This window comes from Pseudomonas sp. LBUM1641, assembly GCF_059716235.1.
Genome location: NZ_CP166815.1, coordinates 1669766 through 1694059, shown reverse-complemented (window position 1 = coordinate 1694059; position 24294 = coordinate 1669766). Strand labels below are relative to the sequence as shown.

Here is a 24294-nt window from a genome sequence, read left to right as displayed (position 1 = left end):
ATGTAAAAACACCCGAGAAAAATGAAGAATTTTTCATGTTGATTATTTTTGAGCAAAAAAAAGCCCGCATCATTTATCGATGCGGGCTTGGTTTTTGTGTGAAAAGTGACGGGTATTACTGGTCGCGGGAACGCTCGGCGGCCAGGCGTTCGGCCAACGCGTCGACATCGGCGATGGGCGGCTCGGGCAGGATCTTCAGTGTCGCCTGCATCAAGCGCATCTGCCGGATAAAGCGTCGGCAGTTGGCGCAGAACATCAGGTGATGACGCACCAACAGGCGTTCGCGAAAGGTCAGTTGCCCATCGAGATAGTCGCTGGAACGCGCCACTTGTTCTTTACAGGTCAACATTCGCCGGTTTCCTCAAAATGCTCCACCGTGGCGAAGACTTTAAGCCGTGCTCGATGCAACAGCACACGAACATTTGAGAGCGATAGCGTCAGAAGATTACAAATCTCCTCCAACTCCAGGCCCTGACGCTCGCGCAGCAGCAGCACGCTGCTTTGCAGTTCGGAAAGACTCGCCAGTGTGTGCTCAAGGCATTTACGCAGTTCGTCTTCGGTAAGCAGCGCTTCGGGAGTGTCCTGATGCCAGGCAAACGGCGCGACGGCCCAGTGGCCATCGTCAGGCACAAAGCGATCATCGCCGATGGTGCCGTGGGGTGACGGCAGGTCATCAAGCAGCACTTCCCGGCGATTTTGCTTGTAGCGGCCTTTTGCCGAGTTGGCCGTGATGGTCAGCAGCCAGGTCTTGAGGCTGGAGCGTCCCTCGAACTTCGCCAGGTTGCGCACCACCGACAGCCAGGCGTCCTGGACCACCTCATCGGCATGGCGCTGGCCAACGATGGCATAGGCCACGGCACGCATCGCGCTTTGGTAGGTGGTGACCAACTCCTTGTACGCCCGCTGCTCACCCTTGAGCAATCGTTCAAGCAGGTGCGCGTCGTCCGCTGCTGCCATTCAAGACCTCGATTTCAAAACATGATCAGCGTTTGCGCAGAATCACGCTACCAATCGAATACCCGGCGCCAAACGAGCTGAGCACGGCCACCGCGCCCTTGGGCAAGTCGTCCTGGTAGGTGTGAAACGCAATCACCGAACCCGCGGAGCTGGTGTTGGCGTAAGTATCGAGGATCACCGGCGCTTCTTCCACCGAAGCCTCACGGCCCAGCAGTTTCTTGACGATCAGGTGGTTCATGCTGAGGTTGGCCTGGTGCAGCCAGAAGCGCTTCACATCGCCGACATTCAGCTGGTTTTCCGACAGGTGCTTGCCGATCAACTCAGCGACCATCGGGCAGACATCACGGAAGACTTTGCGGCCTTCTTGCACGAACAGCTTGTCGGGGGCGCCAATGCCCTCTTCTGCTGCGCGGTTGAGGAAGCCGAAGTTATTGCGGATGTTGTTGGAGAACTTGGTCAGCAGCTTGGTGCTCACCACGTCGAACTGATGCGCGGAAGTGGCCAGGTCGGCCCGCTCGAGAATCACGGCGGTGGCCGCATCGCCAAAGATGAAATGGCTGTCGCGGTCGCGGAAGTTCAGGTGGCCGGTGCAAATCTCCGGGTTGACCATCAGGATCGCCCGGGCCTGGCCCAACTGGATGCTGTTGGCGGCATTCTGGATACCGAAGGTCGCCGAGGAACAGGCCACGTTCATGTCAAAGCCGAAACCCTGGATACCCAGCGCTTCCTGGACTTCAATGGCAATCGCCGGGTACGCCCGCTGCAGGTTGGAACAGGCAACGATCACACCATCGATGTCGGCGGCGGTCTTGCCGGCGCGCTGCAAGGCTTGCTCGGCAGCACCCACGGCCATCTGGCAGAGGATCGACCACTCGTCGTTGGAGCGCTCCGGCAGGCGCGGCGCCATGCGCTGCGGGTCGAGAATGCCAGCCTTGTCCATGACAAAGCGGCTCTTGATGCCCGAGGCCTTTTCGATGAAGGCGGCGCTGGATTCAGTCAGTGGCTCGACGTCGCCGCGTTCGATGGCTGCGGCGTTATCCAGGTTGAACTGTTGCACGTAAGCATTGAAAGACTGCACCAGCTCTTCGTTGGAGATGCTGTTGGCCGGGGTGTACAGGCCTGTGCCGCTGATGACGACGTTATGCACGGTCGTTCCTCTAAATCTGTTCAGGCAGAAGGGTATTGGTACCGTCGTACCAAACCGTAAGTAGTTTTATGCCGCCCAGCGGCCTTCAAACTGGTAACGCTTTATTCCATCGCGCCACGGCTGCGCCAGCCCAACTCGACGATCCCGGCATTTATAACCGCGAAGTTTGCCATAAAGCCTGGGGTTTGGCGCCATTTGCTCGACAGGCGCCTGTCCCCAGGATCGTGGTCACGCTTCGACCAGGCTCCATTGCTTGCTCAGACGCTTGTCGGAAATCGGCACCTTGGTGCCCAACTGCTGCGCAAACAGCGACACCCGGTATTCCTCCAGCCACCAGCGATACAGCTCCAGCTGAGGGTCGCGCTTGCCTTCCTGGGCGTGCTTGTTGAGGCGATTCTGATACTGGCTCCACAACCCACCCAGCTCGGTACTCCAGACCCGATCCTTCTGCACCTGGCTCGGCAGTTTCTCCAGGCGCAACTCGATGGTCTTGAGGAAACGCGGCAGCTCCTTGAACCATTGCGCCGGGGTTTCCCGCACGAAACCGGGATACACCAGGTTGCTCAGTTGCTGCTTGATGTCATTGAGAGCCACAGCCTGGGCCAGGTCAATCTTGCCTTTGAAGCGTTTTTGCAGGCCATGCCACAGTTTCAGGATTTCGAGGGTCAAGCGCGCCTGGCGCTCGGCATGTTCGGCCCAACTGCCGCGCTTGCGCTCGGCCAAGGCGGCCAGGCCGGCGCCGTCACGCGGCAGGCTGGCTTCGCCTTCCAGCACGCAGCTGTCAAGGCTGGCCAGCAGAATGTCTTCCACCAAGGCTTCGATACGCCCCAGCTCGCGGTACATCAGCCCCAACTCGGTCAGGCCGGGCAACTTGCCCCGCAGGAATTTTGCCGGCTCGGCCAATTGCTGCAGCAGCAAACGTTGCAAGGCCCGACGGTGCTGGAACTCCGCCTCGGCGGCGGTGGAGAAACGCCCTTCCTTGACCGTGCCGTTTTCTTCCACCAATGCCGGATACACCGTCATCGACAACCCGGCGATGTTTTGCTGGGTTTTCTCGGCCACCGCCGCGAACACCTTGGCTTCCACCGGCTGCTGGCTTTTCGCCGTCTGCGGTACGGCCAACGCGGCCTGGCTGGCTTCAGCGAAACGTGCGGTCAGCTCGGCCAGGTCGCGGCCTTCACCGAGGAACTTGCCTTGGCCGTCGACCACTTCAAGGTTCATCTTCAGGTGGTTTTCCACCTGTTGCGCGGCCTCGGCCCAGGCTTCATCGCTGACCCGTGCCCCGGTCATGCGCAACAATTCGCGCCCCAGCGCCTGGGGCAACGAGCCTTGGCCAAATTCGATGCGTTGCAGGGCTGCCTTGACGAAATCCGGCACCGGCACGAAGTTCTTGCGCAGGGCCTTGGGCAAGTTGCGCACCAGGGCAATGCACTTGGCCTCAATCACACCGGGCACCAGCCATTCCAGGCGCTCGGGCGGCAAGGCCGGCAACAGCGGCGCCGGCACGCGCAAGGTCACGCCGTCCCGGGGATGGTTGGGCTCGAAGTGATAACTCAAGGCCAGGGCCAGGTCGCCCAGGTGCAAGGTGTCGGGGTAATGGGCGGCAGTGACTTCACTGGCCTCGCGGGCCAGCACGTCTTCTTCGCGCATGATCAGTAGTTGCGGGTCTTTCTGGCTGTTGACCTTGTACCAACTGTCGAAGGTTGCGGTCTGGTGGATCTCGGCGGGCAGGCGCGCATCGTAGAAGGCGTACAGGGTTTCTTCGTCCGCCAGGATGTCGCGCCGGCGGGCCTTGGCTTCCAGCTCGTCGAGCTGCTCCAGCAGTTGCTGGTTGGCCGTCAGGCAGCGGGCCCGGGACTGAATCTCGCCGCGCACCAAGCCTTCACGGATAAACAGCTCACGGGACGTCACCGGATCAATCGGCCCGTAATGCACCGGCCGGCGACCGACGATGATCAACCCGAACAGAGTGATCTGCTCAAACGCCACCACTTGGCCGCGCTTCTTCTCCCAATGGGGTTCGAAGTGGTTTTTCTTGATCAAGTGCCCGGCCAACGGCTCGATCCAGTCGGCGTCGATCTTGGCCACCATCCGCGCATACAGCTTGGTGGTTTCCACCAGTTCGGCGGTCATCAGCCATTGCGGGCGCTTCTTGCCGATGCCCGAGGAAGGGTGAATCCAGAAACGCCGCTGACGCGCGCCCAGGTAATCCCCGTCTTCGGTTTTCTGGCCGATCTGGCTCAGCAGGCCGGACAGCACCGCCTTGTGCAGTTTCGGGAAGTCCGCCGGTTCCTTGTTGACGGTCAGCTGCATGTCGCGGCAGATCAGGCTCAACTGGCGATGGGAGTCACGCCACTCCCGCAGGCGCAGGTAATTCAGGAAATTCTTGCGGCACCAGTTGCGCAGCGGGCTGGCGGTCAGTTCCTGGCGCTGTTCTTCAAAACCACGCCATAGATTCACCAATCCGGCGAAGTCCGAATCCGGGTCCTTCCACTGTGCGTGAGCCTGGTCGGCGGCTTGCTGGCGTTCCGGCGGACGCTCGCGCGGGTCCTGGATCGACATGGCGCTGGCAACGATCAGCACTTCCTGCAAGCTGCCGAGCTTGGCGGCTTCCAGCAACATGCGGCCCATGCGCGGGTCCACCGGCAAACGCGCCAACTGGCGGCCCATCGGGGTGAGTTGGCTGTTACGGTCGACGGCCGACAACTCTTGCAGCAAATTGAAACCGTCGCTGATGGCCTTGCCATCCGGCGGCTCGATAAACGGGAAGTCGGTGATCTCGCCCAGGCGCAGGTGCAGCATCTGCAGGATCACGGCCGCGAGGTTGGTCCGCAGGATTTCCGGGTCGGTAAATTCCGGACGCCCGATAAAGTCTTCTTCGCTGAACAGGCGCACGCAAATGCCAGGTTCAACGCGTCCGCACCGGCCTTTACGCTGGTTGGCGCTGGCCTGGGAAATTGCCTCGATCGGCAAGCGCTGGACCTTGGCGCGGTAGCTGTAGCGGCTGATGCGCGCGGTGCCGCTGTCGATCACATACCGAATGCCCGGCACGGTCAGCGAGGTTTCCGCGACGTTGGTCGCCAGCACCACGCGCCGGCCCGGGTGGGACTGGAAAATCCGCTGTTGCTCGGCCGGTGACAGGCGCGCATACAGCGGCAGGATTTCGGTGTGCTTGAGCTGGGCCTTGCGCAGCATGTCGGCAGCGTCGCGAATCTCGCGCTCGCCGGGCAGGAACACCAGCACATCGCCGGGGCTCTTGCGCTCGCTGCGTTCAAAGGCGGCAATTTCGTCGAGGGTGGCGAGAATCGCCTGGTCGACGGTCAGGTCGTCCTCGACGCGGTTGCCCTCCTCGTCCTGCTCCAGGGTCAGCGGGCGGTACCAGGTTTCCACCGGGAAGGTGCGGCCCGACACCTCGACAATCGGCGCATCGTCGAAGTGCTTGGAAAAGCGCTCCAGGTCGATGGTCGCCGAGGTAATGATGACCTTCAGATCGGGACGACGCGGCAGCAGGGTTTTCAGGTAGCCCAGCAGGAAGTCGATGTTCAGGCTGCGCTCGTGGGCTTCGTCGACGATGATCGTGTCGTAGCGTTCGAGGTAGCGGTCGTTCTGGGTTTCGGCCAGCAGGATGCCGTCGGTCATCAGCTTGATCAGGGTGTTGGAATCGCTCTGGTCTTCGAAGCGCACCTGATAGCCGACCAACGCACCCAGCGGCGTGGCCAACTCTTCGGCGACCCGGCTGGCAACACTGCGCGCCGCAATCCGGCGCGGCTGGGTATGGCCGATCAGGCCGTATTGGCCGCGGCCGATTTCCAGGCAGATTTTCGGCAACTGCGTGGTTTTACCCGAGCCGGTCTCACCGGCAATGATCAGCACCTGATGCTTGAGCAGCGCCGCCTTGATTTCGTCGCGCTTGGCGGCGATCGGCAGACTGTCGTCATAGCGAATCACCGGCAAGCTGGCACGCCGCGCCGTCACTTGCGCGCAGGAGGCCTGCATCCGCGTCACCCACTGCGCAAGTTTTTCCTCATCGGGTTTCTTGCGCAGCTCAAGCAGCTGCCGCCGCAAGCGGTGGCGGTCGGCGAGCATGGCGTGATCGAGGTTTTTCAGCAGTTGGTCGATAGCGGGCGCTTGGTCAGTCATCAGGTACGCAAAGGTCGTCTATGTATGCAGGGGGCGGATTGTCGCAGAAAAGCGCCGCCACGCGCTCCCCTCATTCGTTGTCCAGGCCCTTGCGACGGTAGGGAAACACGTCAATCACCTTGCCGGCGCGAATCGCGTCTTGCAGGCCTTTCCAGTAGTCGGCGTTGTACAACTCGCCGTGCAGTTCGTCGAACAGCCGGCGCTGGCTGGCATCGGCAAACAGGAATGGCGGAAACTCCTCCGGGAACACATCCAGCGGACCGATGGAGTACCAGGGCTCGGAAGCCATTTCATCTTCCGGGGTACGCGGCGCGGGGATGTGGCGGAAGTTAGCCTCGGTGAGAAAGCAGATTTCGTCATAGTCGTAGAACACCACGCGACCGTGACGGGTAACGCCGAAATTCTTCAGCAGCATGTCGCCGGGGAAAATATTTGCCGCCGCCAGTTGCTTGATCGCCAGGCCGTAGTCTTCCAGCGCTTCGCGCACCTGGGCTTCGTTGGCGTTTTCCAGGTAGAGATTGAGCGGGGTCATGCGCCGCTCGGTCCAGCAGTGGCGGATCAGCACCGTATCGCCTTCCACTTCGACGGTGCCGGCGGCGACTTCAAGCAACTCGGCCAGGCATTCAGGCTCGAACTTGCTCAACGGAAAACGGAAGTCGGCGAACTCCTGGGTATCAGCCATGCGCCCGACCCGGTCAACACTTTTCACCAGCCGGTACTTCTCGATCACCGTGGCACGGTTGACGTTTTTCGACGGTGAAAAGCGGTCCTTGATGATCTTGAACACGGTGTTGAAGCCCGGCAGGGTAAACACGCTCATGACCATGCCGCGCACGCCCGGGGCCATGATGAACTGGTCGTCGGTGGTGGCGAGGTGGTTGATCAACGCCCGGTAGAATTCGGATTTGCCGTGCTTGTAGAAGCCGATGGAGGTGTACAGCTCGGCGATGTGCTTGCCCGGCAGGATGCGCTTGAGGAAGCCGATAAACTCCGCCGGCACCGGCACATCCACCATGAAATAGGAGCGGGTGAACGAGAAGATGATCGACACATCCGCTTCGTCGGTGATCAGCGCGTCGATCTGGATGCCGCGCCCTTCCCGGTGCAGCAGCGGGATCACCAGCGGCCACTGTTCGTCGCGGGTGTAGATGCGTCCTACGAGGTACGCGCCTTTGTTGCGGTACAGCACCGAGGAGAATAGTTCGACGTTGAGGTCCGGGTCCTTGCAGACCCAATCTGGCAGGTTCTCGCGCAATTGCGCTTCCAGGCGACGCAGGTCGGCGGGCAAGTCGGCGTAGGGTTCGCTGAAACTGTAGTCGGCAAAAATCTGTTCCAGCATGCCCGTCAGCTTGCCGCCCGGCTTGTAGGTGCGGGTTTGCGCGGCTCGGGCACGGCGCAGGCTGGGCCGCGTGGTGTGAATGAACATGCAACCGTCGCTGATCAGGTCATGGCTGAACAGCCCGCAAAACGTCGAGTTGTACCAGGTCTCGGACAGCTCATCATCAAACCGCAGGTCGATCAGGCTGATGTAGGCGCTTTTCACCAGCGGCCAGGCGGCAATGTCGAGTAATACCGCTTCATCGAAGGCTGCCCGCAGCCGCGCCGTGACTTCACTGACCTTGTCTTCATACAGGTTGATGCGTGCCGCCGAGGCCGCCTGCCCTTGCTGCCACTGCGCCTTTTCGAAACGCTCCCGGGCGCCATCGGTTATCTGGCGGAAGTGCTCGCGGTAGTCGTCGAAGCCGTCGAGGATCATCTGTGCAATGTCGAGGGCTGGCGTTTGCTGCGGCATTTGGGAAACCTCTGCGGGCATTTGGAGTGAGCTGAGCTTAGCCAGTGTGCAGGAACAGGAGAAGGGACATTTTTTCGTTCAGCCTTGTACAGGTTTGTTCACTTTGTACATTTATTTTCAATTTTATTAAGTCGACTATTCGGTCAATAAAAAACCTCAAAGTCATTTCAGCCAAGTTAAACGTTTCATCTGAAGGCCTCTAACCACGGGCCTCCCCCGGGAGCCCGTGGAAAACCCGAGTATTTGCTCTAGCACGCTGGACCTCGGTTCCCTTTGGAGCATTGGATCCAACGTAAGGGAAACCCTGATTACCCTCATGATGGCTCTTTGCTATATAGCGCGCCCTCTCCCACCTAACAAGGTCAGAAGACCGGTCCGGGAACAGGTTCTAATCGCCCAAGGAGCATTGAGATGTCATTGAGGAATATGGGGATCGGTCTGCGCGCCAGTCTGAGTTTCGGGGTTTTGGCCAGCCTGTTGATCGTGGTCGGCCTGTTTGGTTTAGGCCAGATGGCCAAGCTGCGGGAAAGCGCGCTGATCATCGAAGAATCGTGGATGCCAAGCATTGAAAACATTCACGACAGCGCCGCCTATGTTGCCAGCATCCGCCTGGAAGCGTTGCGCTTGCTCACCACCGACGAGTCCCGGGTGCGTGACAACAGCAGAAACCTGATCACCCGCCAGCGCGGCGACCTTGAAGAACTGCTGAACCGTCACGAAACCCTGCTGAGCAGCGAGCAAGAACGCGACCTGCTCAAGCAGTTGAAAGCCAACGTTGCGAGCTACATGACGATCGTCGCCCAGATGATTCAACTGGTCGACCAGGACCAGCAGCAAAACGCCATGGACCTGCTCAACAGCCGCCTGGCGCCCCAAGGCATGGTCCTCAATAAAAGCCTGGAAGACATGATCACCTTCAACCAAAAAGGTGTGGAAGACGCCGCAACGTCGGCGGCGCAGATGTACACCAGCGCCCAATGGGTGGTCGGCAGCATCATCGTCACCGCCCTGATGGCAACGTTACTGCTGGCCTGGCTGCTGACCCGCAGCATCACCACGCCCATTGGCCAGGCACTGACGGTGGCCCGCACCATCGCGTCCGGCGACCTGAGCCGGCCGATCGTCGTGGAAGGCAAGGATGAGCCGGCGCAATTGCTCAGCGCATTGGCCACCATGCAGACCAACCTGCAGGACACCCTCCGTGGCATCAGCGAATCGTCGCAGCAGTTGGCCTCGGCGGCCGAAGAGATGAGTTCGGTGATGGAACAGAGCACTCGCGGCCTGCAGGCGCAGAACGATGAAATCGAACAGGCTGCCACCGCGGTGACGCAGATGAGCGCGGCAGTGGACGAAGTGGCGGGCAATGCGGTGTCCAGCGCCGAAGCGTCCAAGGCCTCCGACGAAGACAGCAAGCACGGCCACTACCAGATCAGCGAAACCATCAGCTCGATCCAGAACCTGGTGGACGAAGTGCTCGAGGCCTCGACCAAGGCCGAAGGCCTGGCGGTGCAGGCCCAGGACATCAGCAAGGTACTCGAAGTAATTCGCGGGATTGCCGGCCAGACCAACCTGCTGGCGCTCAACGCGGCGATTGAGGCGGCCCGCGCAGGCGAGGCCGGTCGCGGTTTTGCCGTGGTGGCGGACGAAGTGCGCTCCCTGGCGCAACGCACTCAGGACTCCACCGAAGAAATCGAGCAGATGATCAACGGTATCCAGCAAGGCACCCAGGACACCGTCGGTGCCTTGAACAGCAGCGCCGAACACGCCGGCCTGACCTTGCAGCGGGCCAACAGCGCCGGCTGTGCACTGGAGAAAATCACCGCGGCGATCTCGCAGATCAGCCAGCGCAACCTGGTGATCGCCAGCGCCGCCGAGCAGCAAGCGTTGGTGGCGCGTGAGGTGGACCGCAGCCTGGTGAACATCCGGGACCTGTCGACACAAACCGCCGCCGGTGCCACCCAGACCTCGGCGGCCAGCCAGGAACTGTCGCGGCTGGCGGTAGACCTCAATGGCTTGGTGACGCGTTTCGTGCTGTAAAACATGTATTAGCGATTGTGTCAGACAGGTCCGTGGGCAACACTTCCGCCCTTATCAAACAGGAGTTTTTCCGTGAGACCTGTCGACACCCTGCACCTGTTGGTGCTGGCCGCTATCTGGGGCGCGAGTTTTTTGTTCATGCGAATTATCGCGCCGGAAATCGGCACCATTCCTACGGCATTTTTCCGGGTGTCGATTGCCGCCACCGGGCTGCTGGTGATCCTCGCCATGATGCGGGTGAGCTGGGATTTCCAGGGCAAGTTCAAGACGGTCCTGTTGCTGGGCGTCATCAACTCGGGGATTCCCGCGACCATGTATTCGGTGGCGGCCCAAGTGCTGCCGGCCGGTTACTCGGCGATCTTCAATGCCACGACGCCGCTGATGGGCGTGCTGATTGGCGGGCTGTTTTTCAGTGAGCGCCTGACACCGTCGAAAGTTGCCGGAGTGTGCCTGGGGCTGTTCGGCGTTGGCATCCTGACCCGAGCCGGGCCGGTGGCCTTCGACATGGAACTGCTGATGGGCGCGCTGGCGTGCTTGTTGGCGACTACCTGTTATGGCTTTGCGGGCTTCCTGGCAAGGCGCTGGCTCGATCAACGGGGCGGGCTGGACAGCCGCCTCGCGGCCTTGGGCAGCATGCTCGGGGCCACGCTGTTTCTGCTGCCGATGTTTGCCTGGAGTGCCATCAGCCATCCACCGGTCAGTTGGGGCGGCTGGCCTGTGTGGATGTCTTTGTTGGGGTTGGGACTGGTATGTACGGCGTTTGCCTACATCCTGTACTTCCGCTTGCTGACGTCCATCGGCCCGGTGAAGTCGATGACCGTGACCTTCATGATTCCGCCGTTCGGGGTGTTGTGGGGGGCGTTGCTGCTGGATGAGCCGCTGTCCATGGCGCATCTGTATGGCGGGCTGTTGATTGCGGGAGCGTTGTGGCTGGTGCTCCGCCCGGGGAAATTGGCCGGGAAGCTGTAGGAGCGTTTCGGCTCCTACAGCGTGGGGTTGATCAGCTCTTACGGAATACAAAAGCCAATCCGACAATGATCAGGCCCATCCCCAGCAAGCTCAGGATTGCCAGCTTGTTGCCGAAGATCAGGTAATCCATCACCGCCGTCACCGCGGGCACCAGGTAGAACAAGCTGGTGACATTCACCAGGTTGCCCCGAGCGATCAGCCGGTACAGCAACAGCGTCGCCAGCAGCGACACCACCAACCCCATCCACAGCACCGGCACGAAAAAGCCGCTGCTGTGTTCAAAGTGGAATGGTTGGAACGGTACAAACACCGAGCACAACAACAAGCCGGCCAGGTACTGCACCGGCAGCGTGCCCAGCGGGTTATCGGTGATGCGCTTCTGCATGATCGAGCCAAAGGTCATGCTGGCCAGGGCCAACAGGCCAAAGAGCATGCCCGCCAGTGACATGCCGGACATGCCGATGCCCTGATACACCACCATGATCAACCCCGCCAACCCCAGCGCCAGGCCGAACATCCGGCTCCAGGAACGCTGACGCTCCATCAACACCACGGTCAGGATCGGCTGCACACCCATGATGGTCGCCATCATGCCGGGCGTGACTTTGAGGTCCAGGGCCAGCAGATAGAAAATCTGGTAGGCCCCCAACAACACCAGCCCGGTGGCCGCCGCGTAGAGCATCGGCCTGCCAGGGCGCGGCAACTTCAGCTTGAGGATCGGGACCAGTATCACCAACCCCGCCAGGGCGATGGCAAAACGGATCAGCAAAAACGCAAAGGGCGAAGCGTGGGCCAGGCCCCATTTGGAGAAAATCGCCCCGCTGCTCCACAACAAGACAAACAGGCTCGTCGAGGCCGCCGCGGCCACGGATTGTTTCGAAAGAACAGACATGGGTACCACCTGTAATCAGGCAAAAAGCCAACTCAGCAAAGGCTGAAATTCAGTAGGTTTTTTTCAGGCGGGCACAGGGAAACAGCCATCAGCTGATCAGCCCGAAATGCCAACACCCGGCGGTGATACGACTGCGTACACCGGCGTGCTACTGACAGGTGGGGGGTAGTGACTGATCTGCGCAGGCTGCTGGCTCCCGCACGGCACGACCGCAGCGATGACCGCTGAATCGACTACCGCTATGCGCAAGGAAGCTGGCATGTGCTGATCTTTTTTGAGGGGATAAACAAGGTGTCTGAGAACACCTGTGGCCGACTATAACCAGCTGGGGACATGCTTTGCAATGACTTCGCCAAAAGGCCAGTAAGGACAGCTTGGGTCAACGCCACTAGCCTTGGGAAAAACCAATCCGCTCCGAATCCGGGGGGCTTTTAACTCATGATGACCAATGCCAAAAAAACCCGATTCTCTGCGTTATCAGTTATACCGCTCAAAGGCGCTACACCTTGCGAAAGCCTCTACAAGGCAGTGGTACGAAGCCCTTAAACAGGATGAAAGCAATGACGTCGACTTGACCAAGGTACGATTTGAGCCCATCAACACCGAGGCATTGATTGCCTATCAAGAATGGGATGAGGCCCCACACTTTTACTGGGAGGAGATTGCAACGTGGAAAGCGCATGAGCCACTGGCGTTTGACCTGTCCATTTGGTTCGACGTCGAATTATGTGGATTGTGCTTTGCCAACCCAAATCAAAGTCGGTTGCGGATCAAAATCATCCGCCTAGAAGGAAAACCCGGAAAAACCCATCCATTGAAAAGCCGTATCGCTGCGCTGACGATGATCGCCGTTGATCATTACGCACAGATCATTGGCAGTCAGTGGATAGAGATTCAAGAACCCGCGGCTGGTGCAATTCCCGTCTATAGAAATCTAGGCTTTGACTTCGACTCCCAAGGAAGGCTTGTGATAGCAGTAGAGAAGGCTTAGCATCGTAACCATGCTCAATTATTGATCAACAGTGGAGGCTAATATGGGAGCAGCTCCTAAAAACTCCGTCACCCAGAAATCATCATCGAAGCTAATAAAAGAGCCTGGAGCACCAGCACTCACCGCCAATCAGCGTCGTTTTCTCAGTGCAGCCATGACGACCAGCGTTGATGAGCCCAGCCTATTAGCGGGCAACCCCGACAAATCAAAAGCATAAAAAAACCGCTCAATCGAGCGGTTTTTTTATGCCTGTAAAAGCCTTAACCAAACAACCAATACCCCAACGCCGTCAGCACCACCACCGCCAACACCGGCCGCAGGATGCGATAAGCCTTCGGATGCTTGCGCTTCCACTGCTTGACCACGCCGCTGAAGCTGTCGCTGAAGCGCTTGCTCCAGGCATACGCCTGGTTGATCCCGCCAACGCGTTCATCATCCAGGTTCTGCGGCGCGGTAGCGCGGCCCAACTGCGCGCTGACCCAACGGTTGATGCGCGTCATCACGCGGCTGCTCAGCGGGCGTTCGATGTCGCAGAACAGGATCACCCGGGTGTGCTCGGTTTCGTTCTTCACCCAGTGCACGTAGGTCTCGTCGAACATCACGTCTTCACCGTCACGCCAGGCATACACCTGGCCGTCGACGAAGATGCGGCAGTCGTCGGAGTTCGGCGTGGACAGCCCCAGGTGGTAACGCAGGGAACCGGCAAACGGGTCACGGTGCGGGTTGAGGTGGCTACCACCGGGCAACAGGGCAAACATCGCGCCCTTGACGTTGGGAATGCTGCTGACCAGGGCCACGGTTTTCGGGCACAGCAGTTCAGCCGACGGCAACGGTTTGTCGTACCACTTGAGGTAGAAACGCTTCCAGCCCTTCTTGAAGAACGAACCGAAACCGGCGTCGTTGTTCTTCTCGGCCGCGCGGATGTAGCCCTCGTCAAACAGGTGCATGGCCTCTTCGCGAATCACCTCCCAGTTGTCCTTGAGCACGTCCAGCTCCGGAAACTTGCTGCGGTCCAGGTACGGCTTGGACGGCACGGCGGAAAAGATGTACATCAAGGCGTTATACGGGGCGAACAGCGCCGAATGGTTGACGAACTGACGCAACATCGGCAAACGGGCCTTGCCACGCAAATGCACATACAGCGTGCTGCCGATGAACAGCAGCAACACCGACAGTTTGGCGGCCAAAGAAAAGGTCATGCAGCAACTCCTGGAAATAGGCGTCTGGCCATTAGCCTCCCGTTATGGGGAAACCAGACGTAGCAGCCGGCCATGATAAACACTCCGGGCCTCGGGAAAAACCCGCGCACTCCAACAATCAGCATCTAGTGGTGCGCGATAACGGGCCAATTATGCATAAGGGCCGCGCTATCGTGCTGATTTGAATCAAGCCTGGTTTTCCTGATCGGTAAACAAATCGGCGAACAACATGCTCGACAGGTAACGTTCACCGGAGTCCGGAAGCACCACCACGATGGTCTTGCCCTGCATTTCCGGCTTCTCTGCCAGGCGCACCGCCACGGCCATTGCCGCGCCGCAGGAGATACCGCACAAAATCCCCTCCTCCTGCATCAAGCGCAACGCCATGGCCTTGGACTCTTCGTCGCTGACCAGTTCGACCCGGTCGACCATCGACAGGTCGAGGTTTTTCGGCACAAAACCGGCGCCAATGCCCTGGATCTTGTGGGGGCTGGGCTTGATCTCTTCACCGGCCAGCGCCTGGGTAATCACCGGCGAGCTGATCGGTTCCACCGCCACTGACAGGATCGGCTTGCCCTGGGTGTTCTTGATATAGCGCGACACCCCGGTGATGGTGCCACCGGTGCCCACGCCTGCCACCAGCACGTCTACCGCACCATCCGTGTCATTCCAGATTTCCGGACCGGTGGTTTTCTCGTGGATCGCGGGGTTGGCCGGGTTTTCGAACTGGGCCGGCATAAAGTACTTGGCCGGGTCGCTGGCGAGGATTTCGCCGGCTTTTTCGATCGCGCCCTTCATGCCCTTGGCCGGCTCGGTCAACACCAGTTCGGCGCCGAGGGCCTTGAGCACCTTGCGTCGCTCAATGCTCATGGAGGCGGGCATGGTCAGCAACAGCTTGTAGCCACGGGCGGCGGCAACAAACGCCAGGCCGATCCCGGTATTGCCGGAAGTCGGCTCGACAATGGTCATGCCCGGTTTGAGTTTGCCGCTGCCTTCGGCGTCCCAGATCATGTTTGCGCCAATCCGGCACTTCACCGAATACCCCGGGTTACGCCCTTCGATCTTGGCCAGGATGGTCACGCCACGCGGGGCGATGCGGTTGATCTGAACCAGGGGCGTGTTACCGATGGAGTGCGCGTTGTCTGCAAAAATGCGGCTCATAACGGGTCCTTAAGGCAATTTCAGGAAGGTCCCAAGGGTATGCCTCGTGTTGCGAAGCGTCCAGTCAAGCGAACGTCCAGCGGCTGTAGGAGTCAATCGCCTACACGGATGGAGAAAATTCCTATGAAACGTCGCTACAGTTGGCCGCTCTGGACCCTTGTCGGGGTCGTGGTACTGCTGGTCGTCCTGGATATCGCCCTGCCCTATCTGGTGCGCAATTACCTGAATGACAAACTCGCCGACATGGGCGATTACCGTGGCCAGGTCACCGATGTCGACCTGGCGCTGTGGCGCGGCGCCTATCGAATCAACGGGTTGCAGATCGTCAAGGTCGACGGCAAGGTGCCGGTACCGTTCGTGAAGGCGCCGGTGATCGACCTGTCGGTGAGTTGGCATTCGCTGTGGTACGACCACGCAGTGGTGGCGGAGGCACAGTTCATCAAGCCGGAGCTGAACTTCGTCGACGGCGGCACCAACAAGCAGGCATCCCAGACCGGTCAGGGCACCGACTGGCGGGCCCAACTGAGCAAACTGTTGCCGATCACCCTGAACGAGGTGCGCATCGACGACGGGAAAATCGCCTTCCACAACTTCAGCTCGAAACCGCCGGTCAATATGTACGCGACCCAGGTCAACGCCAGCTTCTACAACCTGACCAATGTGGTGGACGTCAAAGGCCAGCGCGACGCGCGCTTCGACGGCAAGGCGCTGTTTTTGGGCCAGGCGCCGCTGGAAGCCACCGCCACGTTCGACCCGTTGAGCAATTTCGAAAACTTCGAATTCCGCTTCCGGGCCCGGGATATCGAACTCAAGCGCATGAATGACTTCGCCTCGGCCTACGGCAAGTTCGACTTCAGTGCCGGCAACGGCGACCTGGTGGTGGAAGCCCAGGCTGAAAAAGGCCAATTGACCGGCTACATCAAGCCCTTGCTGCGGGATGTCGAGGTGTTCAACTGGCAGCAGGATGTCGAGAACAAGGACAAGGGCATCTTCCGATCGATCTGGGAGGCGGTGGTCGGCGTCAGCGAAACCGTGCTGAAGAACCAGCGTAAAAACCAGTTCGCCACCCGCGTGGAGCTGAGTGGCAACGTACACCAGCAAGATATCAGCGCGTTCCAGGCGTTTTTGCAGATTTTGCGCAATGGTTTCGTCCAGGCCTTCAACGCCCGCTACGAACAGCCCAAGCCCAGCGCAGACTGAAACATTGGCCCCTGTAGGAGCGAGCTTGCTCGCGAAAAGCCTCAAGGCGCCGCGTTTATTCAGAATGCACGCGTCATCGTTGACGTTTTTCGCGAGCAAGCTCGCTCCTACAATTCAGAGACTGAATAGCCCGTCTGCGTTCACAGTCGCCGGGGCTGCACGGTATAGTCGGGGCAAGCTGATTACTCGCCCGCTTCGGTCCCCGACCGTTCGGCGTCACGTTCGAGGATTGATAGATGAAGTTCGAAGGCACCCAGGCCTACGTTGCCACCGATGACCTGAAACTGGCCGTCAACGCCGCCATCACGCTGGAACGGCCACTGCTGGTCAAGGGCGAACCGGGCACCGGCAAGACCATGCTCGCCGAGCAACTGGCCGAATCCTTTGGCGCCAAGCTGATCACCTGGCACATCAAGTCCACCACCAAGGCCCATCAGGGCCTGTACGAGTACGACGCGGTAAGCCGCCTGCGGGACTCGCAGCTGGGCGTGGACAAGGTCCACGACGTGCGCAACTACCTGAAAAAGGGCAAGCTCTGGGAAGCCTTTGAGTCCGAGGAGCGGGTCATCCTGCTGATCGATGAAATCGACAAGGCCGACATCGAATTCCCCAACGACCTGCTGCAAGAACTCGACAAGATGGAGTTCTACGTCTACGAAATCGACGAGACCATCAAGGCCAAGAAGCGCCCGATCATCATCATTACGTCCAACAATGAGAAGGAGCTGCCGGACGCGTTCCTGCGCCGCTGCTTCTTCCACTACATCGCCTTCCCGGATCGCACCACCCTGCAAAAGATCGTCGACGTGCACTACCCGGACATCAAGAAAGACCTGGTCAGCGAAGCCCTCGATGTGTTCTTCGACGTGCGTAAAGTCCCGGGTCTGAAGAAAAAACCGTCCACCTCCGAACTGGTCGACTGGCTCAAGCTGCTGATGGCCGACAACATCGGCGAAGCGGTACTGCGCGAGCGCGACCCTACCAAAGCCATCCCGCCCCTGGCCGGTGCCCTGGTGAAGAACGAGCAAGACGTGCAGTTGCTGGAGCGCCTGGCGTTCATGAGCCGTCGCGGTAACCGATAAGGGCGATTGCCATGCTGCTCAACCTGTTCAATGAAATGCGTGCAGCCAAGGTGCCGGTGTCGGTGCGTGAGCTGCTGGACCTGATCAACGCGCTGAAACAGCGCGTGACCTTCGCCGACATGGACGAGTTTTACTACTTGGCCCGGGCGATTTTGGTGAAGGACGAACGGCACTTCGACAAGTTCGACCGGGCCTTCGGCGCCTACTTCAACGGCCTGGAAAAACTCGACGATCACCTGCAGGCACTGATTCCCGAAGACTGGCTGCGCAAGGAATTCGAACGCTCGCTGACCGACGAAGAGCGCGCGCAGATCCAGTCCCTCGGCGGTCTCGACAAGCTCATCGAAGAGTTCAAGAAACGTCTCGAAGAACAGAAAGAACGCCATGCCGGCGGCAACAAATGGATCGGCACCGGCGGTACCAGCCCGTTCGGCTCCGGCGGTTTCAACCCCGAAGGCATTCGCGTGGGTGATGCCGGCAAACGCCAGGGCAAGGCGGTCAAGGTCTGGGACCAGCGCGAGTACAAGAACCTCGATGACTCGGTGGAACTGGGCACCCGCAACATCAAGATCGCGCTGCGCCGCCTGCGCAAGTTCGCGCGTCAGGGTGCGGCGGAAGAGTTGGACATCGACGGCACCATCGACCATACGGCGCGGGATGCCGGGTTGCTGAATATCCAGATGCGCCCGGAGCGGCGTAACACCATCAAGCTGCTGTTGCTGTTCGACATCGGCGGCTCGATGGATGCCCATGTGAAGACCTGCGAAGAGCTGTTCTCCGCGTGCAAGACCGAGTTCAAGCACCTGGAGTATTTCTACTTCCACAACTTCATTTATGAATCGGTGTGGAAGAACAACATGCGCCGGGGTTCGGAACGCACCTCGACCCAGGATTTGCTGCACAAGTACGGCGCCGACTACAAAGTGATCTTTATCGGCGATGCGGCCATGGCGCCGTATGAAATCACCCAGGCCGGCGGCAGCGTCGAGCATTGGAATGAAGAACCAGGCTATGTGTGGATGCAGCGGTTCATGGAGAAGTACAAGAAGCTGATCTGGATTAATCCGTATCCGAAAGATACTTGGGGCTATACAGCGTCCACCGGGATTGTTCGGGACTTGATCGAGGACCAGATGTTTCCGTTGACCTTGCGCGGGCTTGAGGAAGGGATGCGCTTTTTGTCGAAGTAACCCGTTTCCCAGGCAACCACGAACAAATGTGGGAGCGGGCTTGCTCGCGAAGGCGGTGTATCAGCCAATATATTCGGTGACTGACACTGCGCTTTCGCGAGCAAGCCCGCTCCCACACTTTGTCCTGCGGTGGCCTTTAGTTTCTGGCGAAGCGGCGTAAATACTCCACCTGCTGCCGATGCGCCGTCTCCTGCACCACCGGCGCCAACCTCACTTTCTCCCCCGGCAAACACTGGGCCAGCCGTGCCAGCGCCAATGGCGTCAACGCCCCCAGTCGCGGATAACCGCCAATGGTCTGCCGGTCATTGAGCAACACGATCGGCTGCCCGTCCGGCGGCACCTGGATCGCGCCAAGCGGGATGCCTTCCGAAATCAGCGAGGGCCCCTGATATTCCAGCGGCGTACCCAGCAGGCGCATACCCATGCGGTCGGCGCGGCTGTCGAGGGTCCATTCGCTGTTGAATACATCAAACAGACTCTGCCCGCCGAACTGGCCGATCTGCGCCCCGAGGATGACCTCCAGTGGCGCCTTCGAATCCAGTTTCGGCAATTGCCCGGCGGACAACTCCCGCATCGCGCCGCCCACACCTGAGTACGCCAGTTGCCCGCCCTCCGCCAGCGCGCGGCCAAAGCCGTCCAGCCCACCCAGCTCTTCACGCGCCACCGTGGCGCAACTGCCCAGCACCTGCGGCGCATCAAACCCGCCCGGCGCTGCCAGGTAAGCCCGCGCGCCGCTGAACGGCTGGGTAAACCGCAATCGCTGGCCTTTTTGCAGAATAAAACTGCGCCCCGGGATGATCGCTCTTTCATCGACATAAGCGCCCAGGTCCGCCCCGGCCAATGCCAGCAGGCAGTAATCCTCGGCCTGCACGGTGAAACCACCCAAAGTGATTTCCACCACAGGCGCATCCAGGGAGTTGCCCAGCAACCAATTGGCCCACGACATCGACACCCAATCCAGCGCGCCGCCCTGGGTCACGCCCAAATGCCTCACACCAAAACGTCCGGCGTCCTGCAACAGGCACAGCGGGGTGCTGGCCTCGATCAACAAGCGGCTCATGCCTGGGCCTCCAACGGTGTGTCATCGCCACCCAGGTTGATGAATTCGCTATGGCTAACCGCTTCGTAACGCACGGTGTCCCCCGGCTGCATCAGGCTGTAGCCGTCGCGTTCGCGATCAAACAACTTGGCCGGTGTGCGGCCGATCAGGTTCCAGCCACCCGGCGATACCACCGGATAGGCCGCCGTCTGCCGCTCGGCGATCCCCACGCTGCCCGCCGCCACCCGCTTGCGCGGCGTATTGAGCCGAGGTGCTGCGAGCAGTTCGTCCACCAGGCCCATAAAGGCAAACCCCGGGGCAAAGCCCAAGGCGAAGACCTGGTACTCGTGCTGGCTATGGCGGCGTATCACCTCATCCACCGCCAGCCCACTGCGCTGCGCGAGCAACGGTAGTTCGGGGCCGACGCTCAAGTCATACCAGACCGGCAACACATGGCATTGCCCGCTGCCCTTGGGCTCTGGTTGCAGTGCTTTAAGCGCCTGATCGATCAGCTCCCGTGCCTGGGCCGGGCTCAGCGCCATCAGGTCGTAATGCACCATCAGGGTCGTGTAGGACGGCACCAGGTCCACCAGCGCCGGGCCAAAACCTTCCCGCAAACGGCGGGTGGCGGCGAGCATCCAGGGCATGTTGTCTTCGGCGATCACATCAAACAGGCGCACCATCAGGCTGTCGATGGCTACGACTTCAATCCGTGGTTTCATGCTGGGGTCAACGCCTCGCGGATGCGCTGCACGGCGGCCACCGAGCTGGCGTTATCGCCGTGTACACACAAGGTATTGGCCTGCAGGTGCAACGGGCTGCCGTCGCTGGCGACCAGGTGCTCACCGCGAGCAATGATCAAGGCTTGCTGGATGATCTTTTCCGGATCGTGATGTACCGCGCCCGGCAACTGGCGGGAGACCAGATGCCCGGCGCTGTCATAGGCACGGTCGGCGAAGGCTTCGAACCACAGGGTCACGCCATATTCGTCACCCAAGGCCTGGGCGGCGCTGTTGTCGCGGGTGGCCATCAGCATCAAGGGCAGGCTGGCGTCGTAGGCCGCCACGGCCTGGACCACCGCGCGCAATTGCGCCGGCTTGGCCATCATGTCGTTGTACATCGCACCATGGGGTTTGACATAGCTGACCCGCCCACCCTGAGCCCGGCAAATGCCGTCGAGGGCGCCAATCTGATAATGCAACAGGTCCTGGATTTCCTGCGGGGTGTAGGCCATGGAACGGCGGCCGAAACCCACCAGGTCCTGGTACGCCGGGTGCGCACCCACCTGCACGCCATGCTCGAAAGCCAGGCTGACGGTCTTGCGCATGATGCTCGGGTCGCCCGCATGAAAACCGCAGGCAACGTTGGCGCAGTCAATGAACGGCATGACCTCGGCGTCCAGACCCAAGGTCCAGTTGCCAAAGCTTTCGCCGATGTCGCAGTTCAATAGCAGGCGGCTCACGGTAGGGCTCCTGTAGGCTTTATTTTTTTGTAGTGTGGGATCTTTTACCAAGATCTCGCAATGATGTTGTCCCGAACCCCAACGACGCTTATCGTGAGACAGCTCGATTTTTGGCGGTTGCGGCACGCTGCGTCCAACTAATAAAAAACAATCCATGCATAAGAAAAGTTGATCCCATGAATTTGAAGTTCCTCGAAACCTTCGTCTGGGTGGCCAAGCTCAAGAGCTTTCGTCTCACGGCAGAGAAGCTGTTCACTACCCAGGCCTCGATCTCCAGCCGCATCGCCGTGTTGGAAAGCGAGTTGGGGGTGAAGCTGTTCCTGCGCGATTCCCGAGGTGTGAGCCTGACGCCGGAAGGCTTGAAGGTGCTCGATTATGCCGAGCAGATGATGGCGACCATGCAAGGGCTCAAGCAGTCCCTGGAAACCACTAGCAGCAAGGTCGGGCGCATCCGCATCGGCGTGATGGACACGGTGATCCACACCTGGCTGAGCGCGCTGGTGGCAGAACTGACGGACAACTTTCCGCGGGTAGAAATCGAGTTGGTCGCCGATACCGCGCTGAACCTCAGCGATCAGCTGCAAAAAGGATTTCTCGACCTGATCCTGCAAACCGACCTGCTGCGTCAGGAAACCTTGCGCAGCCTGGAACTGGCCAGCCACCCCATGGGCTGGATCGTCGCCAGCCACTCGATCTACAACCGCGACTACGCATCCCTCGCCGAACTGGCCCAGGAGCGCATCATCACCTACTCGAAAAACTCCTGTCCGCACCAGGACGTGCTCAGCCTGATGCAGGCTAATGGCGTATCCGCCCCACGGATGAACTGTGTGAACTCGGTGTCAGCGATCACCCGCCTGCTGCGGGACGGGTTCGGGATTGGTGCGTTCCCGCCCGTATTGGTCAGCGAAGAGCTGGCACGAGGAGAATTGACCATGCTGCCCATGGAACAACGACCGCCGAACCTGCAGGTGGTGGTGTCGTGGCGAATAGGCGTGGAATTGGTGGAGGAGATTGTGGCGCTGTGCCAGAGCGTGGTGGAGCAGTACGCGCAGAAGGTGGGCGAGGACTTGATGGTGTTGAGCAAATCCTCGACCGGAGGGTGATCGGCCTTACAGCCCCTTCAAGTCCCGCTCTTCAATCGGCCGGCTCTGGCGCAGGCGCTTGCCGCCCAACACCACCCAGTCGATCAGGCGGAACAGGCATTCCAGGCCAAACGACAGCAGCATCGCACCGCCCAGGCCCCAGCCCATGGCTTCCGGGGTCAGCAACAACATGTAGCTGTAGCCGTTCCAGGTTTCCTGGCGAATCGCCGGGTCGGCGGCCACGGCCACTTGCAGCGCGCGGATGTACCACGGGCCCTGCATCGCCTGGAACTGTTTATCCAACGCCACCTGGCGGTCGAGCAACGTGCCCAGGCTGTTGGCATCGCTGCGAAACACCGGGTCGTCACTGGCACGGTAGTGGGCCACCAGCGCCTGCAAGTCACCGTTGAAGAACTGCTGCGCCGTGGCATCAAAGCCACGCAGGCCGGTCTGGGCCTCGATCAGGTGGGCTTCGACGCGCTTGGCGTAGTCACTGATAAACCCCGGCACCTGCACACCGACCAACAGACCCACGGCAAACAACACCAGTCGCAAATAGCTGAGCAACATATTCGACGTCCTTATTCCGTTTTGCCCTGGCTGACACATTCGCCGCGTCGCCACAGGCTCCACTGGCCCGGTTCGTAGCGGGTCCAGGTCTCGTTTTCGGTCAGGGGTTCGGTGGCAATCACCGTCACCACATCATTAGGCGTGGTTTCGGCCTGAAAATCGACGATAACGTCGACATCTTTCAACCGCGCGGGGCCAAACGGTGCACGCCGGGTGATCTGTGCCAGTTTGGTCGAGCAATAGCAGAACAGCCAGTCACCGTCGCTGAGCAGGCAATTGAACACGCCCTTGCTGCGGTATTCGCTGCAGGCGGCAATCAGGTCCGGCAGCACCTGTTCGATGTCCACCGGTTCCGGAAACGCTTCGCGGACACGGTTGAGCAAATCGCAGAACGCCGCTTCGCTGTCGGTATCGCCCACCGGGCGGTAGAACGTGGCGCGGGGGTTGAAGTCCGCCAGTTGGCCGTTATGCGCGAAGCACCAGTTACGGCCCCACAGTTCACGCACGAACGGGTGGGTATTGGACAGGCACACCTTGCCGACATTGGCCTGGCGGATATGGCCAATCACCACTTCACTCTTGATGGGATAACGCTGCACCAGCAGCGCGACTTCCGATTCGCTGCTGGCCGCCGGGTCCTGGAACAACCGCAGGCCGCGGCCTTCGTAGAAGGCAATGCCCCAACCGTCGCGGTGGGGGCCGGTCCGTCCGCCGCGCTGCATCAGCCCGGTAAAGCTGAAGACGATATCGGTCGGTACGTTGGCACTCATGCCCAATAATTCACACATGCCAGGCTTCTCGATACAGGGCGTACAACGTTAAAGGCGCGGTTCGACCCGCATACCGCTGACAGGGGCCGGGCGACCGTATCGCTCATCGGCGAAGGGTTCGTCGTCATCCGGCTCGGCGGCAGCGGCTGCCGCAGCGGCGGCCTTCTGCTCACGGCGGGCCCTGGAGGCACGCTCGATGGGCCAGCGGATCAGCACAAACACCAGGTACACGCCAAACGCGATCATGGAGTACATGAACAGATCGGAAATCGCCCGCCAGGCGTTGTTGCCGACCTTGAGCACCAGGTCCAGGGCGGTGATGGCCACGGCCGGGGCGAACTGGGTCTTCACCGGGTCGACAATGGTCGGGCTGAACAGCAGCACCGCCATCAGCAACCGCAGCGGCTCGCGCAGCCAGCGCCACATCCAGCGGGTCATGGCAAACCACACCAGCAGGCAACCCAGGGCTGCGAAGGCGTAGAGGCCCCAAGCGATCAGATAGTCGTTCTCGGTCATGGTGTCCATGGCAAGGTAGGCAAACAGGCCGCTATGATAACGGCTTTTCAGTGCCGAGGCTGCAATGCCGTCGGTCAACCGCCAGACAGAGAGTG

The 24294-nt window shown here is 60.2% G+C and carries 22 protein-coding genes; 8 read left to right on the top strand and 14 right to left on the bottom strand.

Features of this window, described 5'->3' with window-relative positions; translation table 11 throughout:
- Positions 1-115 precede the first annotated feature (115 nt).
- From ACA046_RS07760 to aceK, 5 genes are all read right to left on the bottom strand, one after another.
- Entirely contained in the window at positions 116-349 is a 234-nt protein-coding gene (locus tag ACA046_RS07760) for an anti-sigma factor family protein (protein WP_167662711.1), read from the bottom strand.
- The gene (locus ACA046_RS07755; protein ID WP_017479164.1) at positions 343-957 is read right to left on the bottom strand and encodes an RNA polymerase sigma factor; all 615 of its coding nucleotides are present in this window, start codon (positions 955-957) and stop codon (positions 343-345) included. Before ACA046_RS07755 ends, ACA046_RS07760 begins: the two co-directional genes overlap by 7 nt.
- Before the next feature lie 25 nt (positions 958-982).
- Positions 983-2104, bottom strand: coding sequence for a beta-ketoacyl-ACP synthase III (locus tag ACA046_RS07750; protein WP_497676221.1), 1122 nt, complete (start codon positions 2102-2104; stop codon positions 983-985).
- 228 nt (positions 2105-2332) lie between these two features.
- Entirely contained in the window at positions 2333-6244 is a 3912-nt protein-coding gene (hrpA, locus tag ACA046_RS07745) for an ATP-dependent RNA helicase HrpA (protein WP_497676220.1), read from the bottom strand.
- Between the two features lie 70 nt (positions 6245-6314).
- On the bottom strand, positions 6315-8036 hold the full coding sequence (gene aceK / locus ACA046_RS07740) for a bifunctional isocitrate dehydrogenase kinase/phosphatase (RefSeq protein ID WP_459026826.1): 1722 nt from the start codon (positions 8034-8036) through the stop codon (positions 6315-6317).
- 411 nt (positions 8037-8447) lie between these two features.
- On the opposite strand from aceK, the gene ACA046_RS07735 reads away from it, so the two are divergent.
- Positions 8448-10073, top strand: coding sequence for a methyl-accepting chemotaxis protein (locus ACA046_RS07735; RefSeq protein WP_497676219.1), 1626 nt, complete (start codon positions 8448-8450; stop codon positions 10071-10073).
- Positions 10074-10145: 72 nt separating this feature from the next.
- Positions 10146-11042, top strand: a complete 897-nt coding sequence (locus ACA046_RS07730; protein WP_459026822.1) for a DMT family transporter — start codon at positions 10146-10148, stop codon at positions 11040-11042.
- A gap of 31 nt (positions 11043-11073) precedes the next feature.
- Here ACA046_RS07730 and ACA046_RS07725 read toward each other — a convergent pair whose 3' ends face one another.
- Positions 11074-11934: a DMT family transporter gene (locus ACA046_RS07725; RefSeq protein WP_459026820.1), complete on the bottom strand. Its 861-nt coding sequence runs from the start codon at positions 11932-11934 to the stop codon at positions 11074-11076.
- Positions 11935-12382: 448 nt separating this feature from the next.
- Between ACA046_RS07725 and ACA046_RS07720 the strand changes: the two genes are divergently transcribed.
- Both ACA046_RS07720 and ACA046_RS07715 read left to right on the top strand, forming a co-directional pair.
- Complete coding sequence (locus ACA046_RS07720; RefSeq protein ID WP_497676218.1) at positions 12383-12925, top strand: hypothetical protein; 543 nt, start codon at positions 12383-12385, stop codon at positions 12923-12925.
- Positions 12926-12968: 43 nt separating this feature from the next.
- Positions 12969-13142, top strand: a complete 174-nt coding sequence (locus ACA046_RS07715) for a hypothetical protein (RefSeq protein ID WP_159442631.1) — start codon at positions 12969-12971, stop codon at positions 13140-13142.
- 43 nt (positions 13143-13185) lie between these two features.
- Here ACA046_RS07715 and ACA046_RS07710 read toward each other — a convergent pair whose 3' ends face one another.
- Both ACA046_RS07710 and cysK read right to left on the bottom strand, forming a co-directional pair.
- Positions 13186-14124: an aspartyl/asparaginyl beta-hydroxylase domain-containing protein gene (locus ACA046_RS07710; RefSeq protein ID WP_076014799.1), complete on the bottom strand. Its 939-nt coding sequence runs from the start codon at positions 14122-14124 to the stop codon at positions 13186-13188.
- 186 nt (positions 14125-14310) lie between these two features.
- On the bottom strand, positions 14311-15285 hold the full coding sequence (gene cysK / locus ACA046_RS07705) for a cysteine synthase A (protein ID WP_063032516.1): 975 nt from the start codon (positions 15283-15285) through the stop codon (positions 14311-14313).
- Between the two features lie 123 nt (positions 15286-15408).
- Here cysK and ACA046_RS07700 point away from each other — a divergent pair, with 123 nt between their 5' ends.
- The 3 genes from ACA046_RS07700 to ACA046_RS07690 all read left to right on the top strand — a co-directional run bounded on the left by ACA046_RS07700 (position 15409) and on the right by ACA046_RS07690 (position 18757).
- Positions 15409-16485, top strand: coding sequence for a DUF748 domain-containing protein (locus ACA046_RS07700; RefSeq protein WP_076014800.1), 1077 nt, complete (start codon positions 15409-15411; stop codon positions 16483-16485).
- Positions 16486-16721: 236 nt separating this feature from the next.
- The gene (locus tag ACA046_RS07695; protein WP_003210690.1) at positions 16722-17567 is read left to right on the top strand and encodes an AAA family ATPase; all 846 of its coding nucleotides are present in this window, start codon (positions 16722-16724) and stop codon (positions 17565-17567) included.
- An 11-nt stretch (positions 17568-17578) separates the two neighbouring features.
- A complete protein-coding gene (locus ACA046_RS07690) occupies positions 17579-18757 on the top strand; it encodes a vWA domain-containing protein (RefSeq protein ID WP_003210689.1) in 1179 nt (392 codons plus the stop codon).
- 136 nt (positions 18758-18893) lie between these two features.
- On the opposite strand, the gene ACA046_RS07685 is transcribed toward ACA046_RS07690, so the two are convergent.
- The 3 genes from ACA046_RS07685 to ACA046_RS07675 are packed head-to-tail and all read right to left on the bottom strand — an operon-like array spanning position 18894 to position 21258.
- A complete protein-coding gene (locus ACA046_RS07685) occupies positions 18894-19817 on the bottom strand; it encodes a 5-oxoprolinase subunit C family protein (protein WP_459026812.1) in 924 nt (307 codons plus the stop codon).
- Positions 19814-20518: a 5-oxoprolinase subunit B family protein gene (locus tag ACA046_RS07680; RefSeq protein ID WP_459026810.1), complete on the bottom strand. Its 705-nt coding sequence runs from the start codon at positions 20516-20518 to the stop codon at positions 19814-19816. The genes ACA046_RS07685 and ACA046_RS07680 overlap by 4 nt, the downstream gene beginning before the upstream one ends.
- Complete coding sequence (locus tag ACA046_RS07675; protein ID WP_497676217.1) at positions 20515-21258, bottom strand: 5-oxoprolinase subunit PxpA; 744 nt, start codon at positions 21256-21258, stop codon at positions 20515-20517. The genes ACA046_RS07680 and ACA046_RS07675 overlap by 4 nt, the downstream gene beginning before the upstream one ends.
- 176 nt (positions 21259-21434) lie before the next feature.
- Between ACA046_RS07675 and ACA046_RS07670 the strand changes: the two genes are divergently transcribed.
- A complete protein-coding gene (locus ACA046_RS07670; RefSeq protein WP_497676216.1) occupies positions 21435-22364 on the top strand; it encodes a LysR family transcriptional regulator in 930 nt (309 codons plus the stop codon).
- A gap of 6 nt (positions 22365-22370) precedes the next feature.
- On the opposite strand, the gene ACA046_RS07665 is transcribed toward ACA046_RS07670, so the two are convergent.
- Genes ACA046_RS07665 through ACA046_RS07655 form a run of 3 tightly spaced genes read right to left on the bottom strand, consistent with a single transcriptional unit; the run spans position 22371 to position 24277 of the window.
- Complete coding sequence (locus ACA046_RS07665) at positions 22371-22913, bottom strand: DUF2937 family protein (protein WP_017479178.1); 543 nt, start codon at positions 22911-22913, stop codon at positions 22371-22373.
- Between the two features lie 11 nt (positions 22914-22924).
- Positions 22925-23701 (bottom strand): class II glutamine amidotransferase, encoded by a 777-nt coding sequence (locus ACA046_RS07660; protein ID WP_003210683.1) that lies wholly within the window; start codon positions 23699-23701, stop codon positions 22925-22927.
- A 30-nt stretch (positions 23702-23731) separates the two neighbouring features.
- Positions 23732-24277 (bottom strand): MFS transporter, encoded by a 546-nt coding sequence (locus ACA046_RS07655; protein ID WP_459026803.1) that lies wholly within the window; start codon positions 24275-24277, stop codon positions 23732-23734.
- Positions 24278-24294: the final 17 nt, after the last annotated feature.